Source organism: Alteromonas sp. 4NH20-0056, from assembly GCF_057539655.1.
Genome location: NZ_BAAJLS010000006.1, coordinates 213,827 through 224,323 on the forward strand (window position 1 = coordinate 213,827; position 10,497 = coordinate 224,323).

9 protein-coding genes are annotated in these 10,497 nt (G+C 44.9%); 5 read left to right on the plus strand and 4 right to left on the minus strand.

Going from position 1 to position 10,497, the window contains the following annotated elements; translation table 11 throughout:
• The first annotated feature begins 40 nt into the window (after window positions 1-40).
• On the plus strand, window positions 41-1,015 hold the full coding sequence (locus AC27EZ_RS13015) for an NADPH:quinone oxidoreductase family protein (RefSeq protein WP_487135721.1): 975 nt from the start codon (window positions 41-43) through the stop codon (window positions 1,013-1,015).
• Window positions 1,016-1,208: 193 nt separating this feature from the next.
• Here the strand turns inward: AC27EZ_RS13015 and AC27EZ_RS13020 are convergent, their stop codons facing one another.
• From AC27EZ_RS13020 to AC27EZ_RS13030, 3 genes are all read right to left on the minus strand, one after another.
• Window positions 1,209-1,481 (minus strand): hypothetical protein, encoded by a 273-nt coding sequence (locus AC27EZ_RS13020; protein ID WP_487135722.1) that lies wholly within the window; start codon window positions 1,479-1,481, stop codon window positions 1,209-1,211.
• 179 nt (window positions 1,482-1,660) lie between these two features.
• A complete protein-coding gene (locus AC27EZ_RS13025; RefSeq protein ID WP_487135723.1) occupies window positions 1,661-2,425 on the minus strand; it encodes an SDR family NAD(P)-dependent oxidoreductase in 765 nt (254 codons plus the stop codon).
• 8 nt (window positions 2,426-2,433) lie between these two features.
• On the minus strand, window positions 2,434-3,348 hold the full coding sequence (locus AC27EZ_RS13030) for a haloalkane dehalogenase (RefSeq protein ID WP_487135724.1): 915 nt from the start codon (window positions 3,346-3,348) through the stop codon (window positions 2,434-2,436).
• A 244-nt stretch (window positions 3,349-3,592) separates the two neighbouring features.
• Between AC27EZ_RS13030 and AC27EZ_RS13035 the strand changes: the two genes are divergently transcribed.
• From AC27EZ_RS13035 to AC27EZ_RS13050, 4 genes are all read left to right on the plus strand, one after another.
• The gene (locus tag AC27EZ_RS13035; protein WP_487135725.1) at window positions 3,593-5,713 is read left to right on the plus strand and encodes a 3-hydroxyacyl-CoA dehydrogenase NAD-binding domain-containing protein; all 2,121 of its coding nucleotides are present in this window, start codon (window positions 3,593-3,595) and stop codon (window positions 5,711-5,713) included.
• 23 nt (window positions 5,714-5,736) lie between these two features.
• Window positions 5,737-6,918, plus strand: coding sequence for an acetyl-CoA C-acyltransferase (locus tag AC27EZ_RS13040; protein ID WP_487135726.1), 1,182 nt, complete (start codon window positions 5,737-5,739; stop codon window positions 6,916-6,918).
• A 9-nt stretch (window positions 6,919-6,927) separates the two neighbouring features.
• Window positions 6,928-8,727: an acyl-CoA dehydrogenase C-terminal domain-containing protein gene (locus AC27EZ_RS13045; protein WP_487135727.1), complete on the plus strand. Its 1,800-nt coding sequence runs from the start codon at window positions 6,928-6,930 to the stop codon at window positions 8,725-8,727.
• 86 nt (window positions 8,728-8,813) lie between these two features.
• A complete protein-coding gene (locus AC27EZ_RS13050; protein ID WP_487135728.1) occupies window positions 8,814-9,716 on the plus strand; it encodes an alpha/beta fold hydrolase in 903 nt (300 codons plus the stop codon).
• Between the two features lie 84 nt (window positions 9,717-9,800).
• Here AC27EZ_RS13050 and AC27EZ_RS13055 read toward each other — a convergent pair whose 3' ends face one another.
• The gene (locus AC27EZ_RS13055) at window positions 9,801-10,199 is read right to left on the minus strand and encodes a DUF3718 domain-containing protein (protein WP_487135729.1); all 399 of its coding nucleotides are present in this window, start codon (window positions 10,197-10,199) and stop codon (window positions 9,801-9,803) included.
• Window positions 10,200-10,497 lie beyond the last annotated feature (298 nt).

Sequence of the window (10,497 nt, forward strand, 5' to 3'; positions counted from 1 at the left end):
TTAGGCAAGATAGCGTAAACGAAAACAATTAGGATAGGTTATGAAAGCGATTGTATGTGAAGCCTTTGGGCCAATTGAAGACTTACAGTGCAAAGAGATAGCGGATCCCCAGGTAAAGCCGGGGCATGTTATTGTCGATGTACAGGCGGCGGGCGTAAACTTCCCCGACGGACTATTAGTGCAAGGCCTGTATCAAATGCAGCCAGATTTTCCCTTCATTCCCGGCAACGAAGTGGCAGGTGTTATAAATGAAGTGGGCGAGGGAGTTAAGCATGTTTCAGTCGGTCAGCGAGTTATTGCGCTGTCTAACCTCGGAGGTTATGCACAAAAAGCGTTAATACCCGCCACACACGTTATGCCTTTGCCTGATCCTATTCATGTAAATGAAGGGGCGGCATTAGTCACGGCGCACGCTACCGCTCATCATGCGTTAAAGCAGCGCGCAAAATTGCAACCCGGTGAAACCTTAGTGGTTACCGGTGCGGCAGGCGGAACGGGCCTAGCAGCGGTACAAATCGGGAAAATCATGGGGGCAAAAGTTATTGCCGTATGCTCAACCGAAGAGAAGCTAGCACTTGCCAAAGAACATGGCGCTGACATTCTTATTAATTACAAAGAACACGACCTAAAAGATAAGTTAAAAGAAGTGACCGGTGGTAAGGGTGCCGACGTAGTGTATGAATGCGTTGGAGGAGATACGTTCCACGCATGCAGTCGCAGTATGGCATGGGAAGGGCGCTTATTGGTCGTTGGTTTTGCCGGTGGGGAGATACCCAAATTTCCAGTAAACCTATCACTAGTGAAAGGCTATTCAGTTGTTGGTGTATTCTGGGGCTCATTTACTCAGCATGATCCCAAAGGGTTCGCTGATAACATGAAAGAGTTACTTACGTGGTACGTGCAGGGCAAGGTAAAAGTAGTGGTTGATGAAGCACTACCCCTTGAACAGGCGACGAAAGCCATGGCCAAAGTCATGAACCGAGAAGTTAAAGGCAAAATGGTAATTGTGCCTTAAGATATTATTGTCCATTAGCGAGCGGGTGATAGATACCCGCTCTTATCTATATCGCGATAGAGTATTTGTGTAGCGCACCCATGCTTCTTAAACAATATGAACCAAATTGGGCTATAGGCTTGAATTATGGCAGCACTCACAATCATGCGAGTATAACGACAAGAAGTAAATGACTAGCTGATGATGCGGCTAGTTACTGGGCAGATTTGTTGTCACTTGGAAGCGTGAGATGGATTAATTGCTGAGTAGCTTGATGGTCTTGCGTTGATTCGCGAGATGAAATCATTGAAGCTAACTTGTTGCTATTTAACGAAGCGCTTCGCGCTTTTTTAACTACGTTATGTGGTGTATTTGAGAACAATGACTCAGCGGCAACGTCTGGATTTTCTGAATTCGACGATGCAAGTGGGCTGACAATTACAAGCACGGCTGCAAAAACAGACGCGCTTAAACGTGTATTTTTCATCTTAGCACCCCTCTGTTCAGTAAAAAAATGAGCGGGGTAATTAATTAATCACCCCGTTCACCGGCTTTTTGTTTGTTCATAGCTATTACATCGAAATCAGTGCAGCAGTACTAGTCACGGTGCTATACGTAGGTATTAAAAGTCATACGTTTTTAATGCATGCCATGGACTGTAGCCTGTTACCAGGCTGTCACACCACCATCAACAGCAACTGTTTGGCCGTTCATATAACTGTTACCCGGTGAAAGTATCAGCATCATCGCATTCACGATTTCTTGCGGTTCACCCAGTCGCTTCATCGGGCTACCAAGTCCCAGCTGTTCACGTGCTTCAGGCGTATTGTAGCCATCAACGTTTAAGATATTAGTAGGACTGTAGAAAGGACATATGGCATTAACACGAACATTTTTTCTACCGTACTCCACCGCGGCGGTGCGGGTTATTCCGGATACTGCGTGTTTCGCTGCCGCATAAGCGCCGCCCTTAGGTGCGCCACCTAAACCGGCTAACGAGCTCACATTTAAAATGTGTCCTTCCTTTTGTCCGAGCATGGCAGGTACCTGATACTTCATGCCAAACATCACGCCTTTAACATTAACTGCAAACTGCTGATCGATTATTTCTTCTGTCATCTGATGAAGCGGAGCGGGCGTGTGGGCAATTCCTGCATTATTTACCGCAATATCGAGGCGCCCGAATTTAGCCAATGCAATATCAACAAGTTCTTTATTAAGTGCCTCACTTGAAATATCGCCTGCTAGCATCTCAACATCGGTGATGGGCAACAGTTCATCTGTGATTGTTTGCAATCCTGTTTCGTCAATATCCGTTAATATCAATTTAGCGCCACGCTCCGCGAGCCCCTTTGACAGCAGCCGACCAAACCCGCTTCCCGCGCCAGTAATTAAAACAATACGATTGGTAAAATCTAATAATGAGTCCATGATGCCTCTTATGCTTGGTTAGTGTTATTAATGAATTGAATAAGGCGTTCAGCGAGTTCTTCACCCTTGTCTTCTTGAACAAAATGTCCGCCTTGTTTGATGATGGCATGGGGCATACCGTTACAGCCCGGTATCAGTTTTTGCATTATTTTTTCTCCTCCTGCTGTAACGGGGTCGCTGTCACTAAATGCTGTTAGAAAGGGTTTGTTAAACTGTTTAAGGCTTTCCCACGCATCTCTGTTGGCTTGCGATTCTCTGCTATCAGGGCTTGTGGGAACCAATAGAGGAAAGGCTCTAGCACCAGATTTATATGCTTCACTCGGGTAGGGTGCATCATAAGCGTGGCGTGCTGCCTCACTCATTGCCTGTACGGTTGCACTCGCTATAATATTCGACGTAGGAAATACCGGAATGTCTTGGGAAAACCTGCGCCACGTAGTAAACGCTTCGCTGGGCGCATGATCGCCTGTCGGTAGGCCAGTATTAGAGGCCATTACCCCCGAAAACTTCTCTGGATACTCAGCCACTAAGCGAAGCCCTATTAGCCCGCCCCAGTCTTGACAGAACAGTGTGGCAGGTGTCGGTACGCACTCGTGCAACCATTCCTTGACCCATATTAGATGCCGAGCGTAGGTATAGTCTGATTGAAGACTGGGTTTATCTGAGCGACCAAACCCTATAAGGTCAGGGGCTAACACGTTAAAACCCGCATCAGCTAGTAAGGGTATCATTTTTCGATATAAATAAGCCCAGCTTGGCTCGCCGTGAAGTAACACAATAGGATGACCGTCTTTAGGCCCCGCTTGATAATAGGCCATTGACAGTTCACCGCCTATCGTATCGGTCACCTGTATATAAAGTGGTTCATAAGAGAAATCTTGAATAGAAGAAAAAGCACTTTCTGGTGTTTTTAGCACTTGCATAACACAACCATCCTTTGTGAATTATTTGTTAACTTTTTCATTGCTCGTTAACAAAAGCACTCTATTTCTCACGTGTCAAACTTTAGTCATGCCACTAAAACCGTGGAGTAGCCTCGAATTTAGGACACAAAGCGGGGTGAGCGGTAATATTAAATATTCTGATGAATGTCTATAACACCAATAAACTTGGATGATTGTGCCTACTGCAATAACATCCCGTTAACGTGATAAACAGGATACGGTTATGACTGAGATGGAAAATAAAGCGGTTTCATATGCAGTAGAAGAAGGCATTGCTAAGCTGGTAATGCAAAGCGGGCCGGTAAATGCGTTGTCAAAAGCGCTCAGAGTTGGGCTTATTGACGGTGTTGAACAGGCATTAAGTGACGACAGCGTCAAGGCTATTGTTGTTACCTCTTCGCTACCCATTTTCTCCGGCGGAGCAGATATCAGTGAGTTTTCTGGCGGCGACCTTTCTCCTATGCTTCCAGAAGTGCTGGATAAAATTGAAAATGCCTCCAAGCCTGTTATCGCGGTTCTCCCTGGGCCTGCATTTGGCGGCGGTTTAGAAGTCGCATTGGCATGTCACCACCGTATTACTTTTGCAGATAACCAAGTGGGCTTACCTGAGGTTAATTTGGGTATTCTACCAGGCGCTGGCGGAACACAGCGTTTACCTCGCCTAGCGGACGTACAGACAGCGCTCACTATGATTGCTTCTGGAAAGCCAACTTCTGTCCTTAAATTACCAAAAGTATTCGATAAAATATCGGATAAACCAGAACACCTTCTAGACGATACGAAGCAATATTTAGCTTCTCTATCGCCAAGTAATGCTATTAAGCGTACTAGCGATATTGCGCTTGAAATGACAGATGGAATTCAGGCTATATTCGACGCAGTCATGGCGCAAACAAAGAAAGCAGCACGAGGCTTTTTCGCACCGCTTAAATGTATTGAAGCGGTTCATGGTGCTTATACGTTAGCGTTTGACGAAGGCTTGAAGCATGAAGGCCGCTTATTCATGGAGTGCATGAATACACCGCAAGCACGAGCGCAGCAGCACTTCTTTTTTGCTGAACGTGCAGCCGGTCATGTGAGTGATTTTGATAAGTCTACCCCTGAGAGAACAATACAGAAGGTGGCTATTATCGGTGCAGGAACAATGGGCGGTGGCATTGCAATGAATTTTGCAAATGCTGGTATTCCCGTAACTATGCTCGAGCTTAAAGAGGAAGCGCTAGACAAAGGTTTAGCGTTAATACGTAAAAACTACGAGAACTCTGCAAAGAAAGGCAAACTGACACAAGAGCAAGTTGAAACCCGAATGGCGTTATTGTCGGGCACAACAAGCTACGATGATTTATCTGACGTTGACTTAGTTATTGAAGCCGTTTTTGAAAAAATGGAAGTGAAGAAAGCGGTGTTTTCTGAACTAGACCGAGTCTGTAAGGCTGGCGCAATATTAGCGTCAAATACATCAACGCTAGATATCGATGAAATTGCGACATCAACATCGCGCCCAGAAGATGTTATAGGTCTTCATTTCTTCTCACCTGCCAACGTTATGCGTTTACTTGAAGTAGTGAAAGCAGACAAGACGTCGGCTGAAGTAATCAAAACATGTATGAAGCTGGCCAAGCGCATTAAGAAAGTGGCTGTGCTGGTAGGCGTATGTTTTGGCTTCGTAGGTAACCGTATGATCGAGCCCTACGGCCGTGAAGCAAATCGCTTGTTACTAGAAGGCGCATCGCCAGAGCAAGTAGACAAAGTTCTGACTGACTTCGGCATGCCTATGGGACCCTTTACAATGGGTGACATGGCCGGTTTAGATATTGGTTATTATGTTCGCCAATCACGCCAAGCGTTTATCTCTCATGACCCTGCTTATGGTGCGGTAGCGGATAGGCTTGTTGAGATGGGTCGAAATGGTCTTAAAACTGGCCGTGGTGCGTATAACTATGATGCAGGAAGTCGCGTTCCCATTCCAGATCCTGAAGTGCTAGACATTGCCCGAAAAGAGGCCGAGCGTCTTGGTGTTCCTCAGCGCACTGATATTAGCGATGAAGAAATAATGGTGCGTGTGTTGTATACCCTCATTAACGAGGGGGCGCACATTTTAGATGAAGGTATCGCGGCAAAATCGAGTGATATCGACGTAATTTACGTTTATGGATACGGATTCCCTGTGTACCGCGGTGGTCCGATGCAGTATGCCGATGAAATCGGTCTAAGCACAATTCTCGAGAAATTAACTGCTTATCGAGATCAGCTTGGCGACTACGGTAAAATGTGGCTAGAACCAAGTGACCTACTCGTTAAGCTGGCGCAAGAAGGCGGCAGCTTCAAGAATTATAAAAAATAAGCCAAACATAAGGAAAGAATTGTATGCGTGATGCAGTAATTGTAAGTACCGCGAGATCTCCAATTGGTCGTGCCTATAAAGGCGCACTCAACAATTTACCCGCGCCTTCGTTAGGCGGACATGCTATTGAAAACGCTGTCGCACGTGCAGGTATTGACCCTTCAAGTGTTGATGACGTGATAATGGGCGCTGCACTTACACAAGGCAGTGGAAGTATGAACATCGGCCGTCTAGCCGGTCTTGCTGCAGGTTTACCTGTTACGGTGTCAGGAATGACTCTAGACAGACAGTGTAGCTCTGGTATGTACGCCATTGCTACGGCGGCTAACGCTATCCGTAGTGGCGACACCAATATTATGGTTGCCGGCGGTTTAGATTCTATCTCGTTAGTTCAAAACAAACATATGAATATGCACCGCGTTGTCGACCCTCAACTGGTTGCAAAGCACAAAGACATTTATATGCCGATGTTGCAAACCGCCGAAATAGTCGGTCAGCGTTACAATATCAATCGTGACGTACAAGATGAATATGGTTATCAAAGCCAGATGCGCACGGCAGCGGCGCAAGCGGCGGGTAAGTTTGACGATGAAATTGTACCTATCACGGCCACGCAAACCTTATTCAATAAAGAAACAGGTGAGACGTCTGAGCGTGAAGTTACACTTTCAAAAGACGAGGGTAATCGCCCTGAGACGACACTTGAAGGTTTACAGTCCCTTAAACCAGTAATAGAAGGTGGACGTATTACAGCGGGTAATGCAAGTCAATTATCAGACGGTGCAAGTGCGACTGTTATTATGGACGAAGCATCAGCTGCAAAAGGTAATGCGTCTCCTCTTGGTATCTATCGCGGTATTGCGGTAGCAGGTTGTGAACCTGACGAAATGGGCATAGGCCCTGTTTTTGCTATTCCAAAATTATTAAAACAACATGGGTTAACCATGGATGATATTGGTCTGTGGGAACTAAATGAAGCTTTTGCGGTTCAGGTATTGTACTGCCGAGATAAATTAGGTATCCCAGACGAATTATTAAACGTAAACGGTGGAGCCATTTCTATTGGTCATCCGTACGGCATGAGCGGTGCTCGCATGGTGGGCCATGCGCTCATCGAAGGTAAACGACGCGGTGCAAAATTTGTAGTTTGCACCATGTGTATCGGCGGCGGCATGGGCGCTGCTGGTTTATTCGAAGTTCTATAGGTATTTGGTATGGAAGGTTATAAAGCTCCACAACGTGACGCCATGTTTGTAACACATGAGCTATTAGATTATCAGAAGCATTATCAGGCACTTGGTTTTGACGAAGCATCTGAAGACCTGGTTTCTGCGATTTTTGCTGAAGCGGCAAAATTTTCGGAAAATACACTGGCTCCCATCAACCAATCGGGTGATGAAGAAGGCTGTAAGTGGGAAGATGGCGTAGTAACGACGCCTAAAGGTTTTAAAGAAGCTTACCAAACGTATGTTGAAGGCGGTTGGCCAAGTATGGCACATCCAGAAGAATTCGGTGGCCAAGCATTACCGTATTCACTAGCGTCTATCATCGCTGAATGGTTTTCGGGTGCAAACCACTCTTGGGCTATGTATCCAGGCCTGAGTCAAGGTTGTATGGAAACATTAAAAGCACATGGCACCAAGCAACAACAAGATATGTTCTTGCCTAAGCTTATCAGCGGTGAGTGGACAGGAACAATGTGCTTAACTGAATCACACTGTGGTTCAGACCTAGGTATGCTTAAATGTCGCGCAGAGCCTCAAGAAGATGGCACATATAGCCTAACTGGTACAAAAATCTTCATCTCTGCGGGTGAACACGATATGTCAGAAAACATCGTGCATATTGTACTTGCACGTTTACCTGATGCGCCAGAAGGCACCAAAGGTATTTCATTGTTTGTCGTACCTAAGTTTAACGTTTCAGAAGCGGGTGAAAAGCTTGATAGAAACCCTGTGGCTTGTGGCAGTATCGAACACAAGATGGGTATCAAGGCGAGTGCGACTTGCGTGATCAACTTTGACGGCGCTAAAGGCTATCTGATTGGGCCACCAAACCGTGGTTTAAACTGCATGTTCACTTTCATGAATACTGCACGTATCGGCACAGGGCTTGAAGGTTTGGCAGCGTCAGAAGCGTCTTTCCAAGGTGCGTTGCGTTACGCGAAAGACCGTGTTCAATTCCGTTCGCTTACTGGTCGTAAGAATCCAGATGGTCCGGCAGATCCAATCATCGTTCATCCAGACGTGCGTAGAATGTTGCTTACTCAAAAAGCCTTCTCTGAAGGCAACAGAGCATTAGCCGCATACTGTATGCAAATGGTTGACGTGACTATGTACAGTGATGATGAACAAGCTAAGCAAGTTGCGGAATCGAAATTAGCGTTTCTTACACCAATTGTTAAAGCGTTCTTAACTGAAACTGCTCAAGAATCTACGAGCTACGGTATGCAGGTTTACGGTGGTCATGGTTTCATTAAAGAATGGGGCATGGAGCAGTTAGCGCGTGATACACGTATTTGTACTATGTACGAAGGCACAACGGGTATACAAGCTGTAGATTTATTAGGCCGAAAAGTAATGGGCTCTAACGGCGAGTTGCTTAACGTCTTCGTTAAAGAAGTACGTGATTATTGTAATTCACTACGCGATAACGCTCAGTTTAGTGCGTGGACTAATGCACTTAATTCTCATCTTGATGAGTGGCAGCAAGTAACCATGGATATTGGTAAAGCAGCAGCCTCTAACCCAGACGAGATAGGTGCAGCGTCTGTCGATTACTTGATGTATTCAGGTTATGTTACTGTGGCTTATTTCTGGCTTCGTATGGCGGTAAAAGCACAAGAGCAGATTGATGCAGGTAGCACTGAGACTGAATATTACAAGAGTAAGATTTTGACCTCGGGCTTCTACTTCGACCGACTATTAACGCGTACTCGTTCGTTAGTATCGGCGATGCAATCAGGTGCAGACAACTTAATGTCTATGCCAGAAAGTATGTTCGCTGTAGAGTAAAAGCAAAAATATAGAAGCCGGGCTAATGCCCGGCTTTTTTTTGCCTTCAGTTTTTACATTTATCTACCTAGTTAATAGGCACCCTAATGGAAAATCACACTCTTATTACATCAAATACAATTTCTATTGATGGACGAGACATCCACTACCTACGTCGCAAAGGGAAGGGCAAAAATAACCCCGTTATAGTATTCCTTCACGGATTCCCTGAAAATGCACATGCTTGGGAACCCCTAATATCCGAACTGCCTCTAGGTTATGATATTATTGCGCCCGACTTGCCTGGATACCATAAATCTGAACCATTGACACCCATAGACGAATACAAGGTAAACGCGCTTATCGAAAGAATGGCGTCATTTATTGATAGCGTGTGCATGGGGCGAAAAGTGACGTTAATCGGTCACGATTGGGGTGGGGCGATCGCTTGGCCACTTGCCGCTTTTAAGTCTTCGCTTTTTTCTCGCCTTATTATTATTAATGCGGCGCATCCCTCTACGTTTACTCGGGCCTTGATCAATAGTGAACAGCAACGATTTAAAAGTGACTATATTCACCGTCTTGTTTCTGACGATGCTGAAAAGGTTTTGATAGCGTCAAACTTTGCCCTTTTAAAGGATATGCTTGGTAGAGAGTTGTTTGACACCCATAGTGATTATGCTGAAATGCTGTTAAACAGCTGGAAGAATACGAGTAATCTTTCGGCTATGTTAAATTATTATCGTCTGATGCCTCAGTTACCGCCGAAAGCAAAAGCGAGCGAAAGCGCTTTGTCATCACTTCGCGTTCCTTCTATCCACATTAAAATCCCGACAATGGTATTGTGGGGAAGAAATGATGTGGCGTTTGAAGAAAATATACTAGATGATTTATCTGATTATGTAGAGGATTTGAGCATTCACTATCATGATACCGCTACTCACTGGGTACACCGTGAACAAGCTAGCTGGGCGGCAAAATGTATAAGAACATTTGTTGAAGCCAAATAAAAATGGCCCCGTTAGGGGCCACCAGCGCGGTTATGAACCGCAACCATGTTGAAAAGGTATCACATGGAGTGTGAAATAAGACACTTAAATCCTGCTGTTTAACTCAGCAGCGATAGGGTTAGATTCGAGCCCTTGTTCAGCTATCCATGCCTGAAGGGTTTTACCATCTGCTTCAGGTGTTTGAAGGTCTTTGCTCGGCATTTTCTTTACTAACAAGGTGCCGACTTCTACAGCGTTGTTTGACAAGGCAGTGCGTATCAAGCTCAGACCGTTACAACTAATACCGCCGTAATAGTCATGAAGCTTTAGATTATAGTCTGATTGCACACTACGCATTTTCTTTCTAAGTTCGCCTTTATCGTCAGCTTGTACAATTGTACAAATATTTGCAAGGGCTTCGTTAACGTCGGCTGCTTGAGTGGTGTTAGAAAATGCCAAGCACGACGCAGTAATAAAAAGTGATGTTTTAACGATCTTCAACATGGTTAAACTCTCTTCATCGTTGGTTGTTTGTTCGCGCAGATTAAACAACGAAAAAGTAAAACGACAAACATATAGAGTAATAACTAAGTATGATAATTAATACTTTATTATTTCACTGATAAGTTAAGTGATTGTTTTAAATAATGTAAGTGAAATCCATTCCGCTACTGTGAGATATCTTCATCCACTTCTATTGACACTCAAAAGTATAAAAATGAACACTTCTATAGACACCCACAACACTTCTATAGACACCCACAGTTATTACGCTGAATAACCAGAGTGTAAATATGGAAGT

Excerpts from the sequence above, each read along its gene's own strand:
- AC27EZ_RS13015 (WP_487135721.1), top strand. The coding sequence starts at position 41 with ATGAAAGCGATTGTATGTGAAGCCTTTGGGCCAATTGAAGACTTACAG.
- AC27EZ_RS13020 (WP_487135722.1), bottom strand. The coding sequence starts at position 1,481 with ATGAAAAATACACGTTTAAGCGCGTCTGTTTTTGCAGCCGTGCTTGTA.
- AC27EZ_RS13025 (WP_487135723.1), bottom strand. The coding sequence starts at position 2,425 with ATGGACTCATTATTAGATTTTACCAATCGTATTGTTTTAATTACTGGC.
- AC27EZ_RS13030 (WP_487135724.1), bottom strand. The coding sequence starts at position 3,348 with ATGCAAGTGCTAAAAACACCAGAAAGTGCTTTTTCTTCTATTCAAGAT.
- AC27EZ_RS13035 (WP_487135725.1), top strand. The coding sequence starts at position 3,593 with ATGACTGAGATGGAAAATAAAGCGGTTTCATATGCAGTAGAAGAAGGC.
- AC27EZ_RS13040 (WP_487135726.1), top strand. The coding sequence starts at position 5,737 with ATGCGTGATGCAGTAATTGTAAGTACCGCGAGATCTCCAATTGGTCGT.
- AC27EZ_RS13045 (WP_487135727.1), top strand. The coding sequence starts at position 6,928 with ATGGAAGGTTATAAAGCTCCACAACGTGACGCCATGTTTGTAACACAT.
- AC27EZ_RS13050 (WP_487135728.1), top strand. The coding sequence starts at position 8,814 with ATGGAAAATCACACTCTTATTACATCAAATACAATTTCTATTGATGGA.
- AC27EZ_RS13055 (WP_487135729.1), bottom strand. The coding sequence starts at position 10,199 with ATGTTGAAGATCGTTAAAACATCACTTTTTATTACTGCGTCGTGCTTG.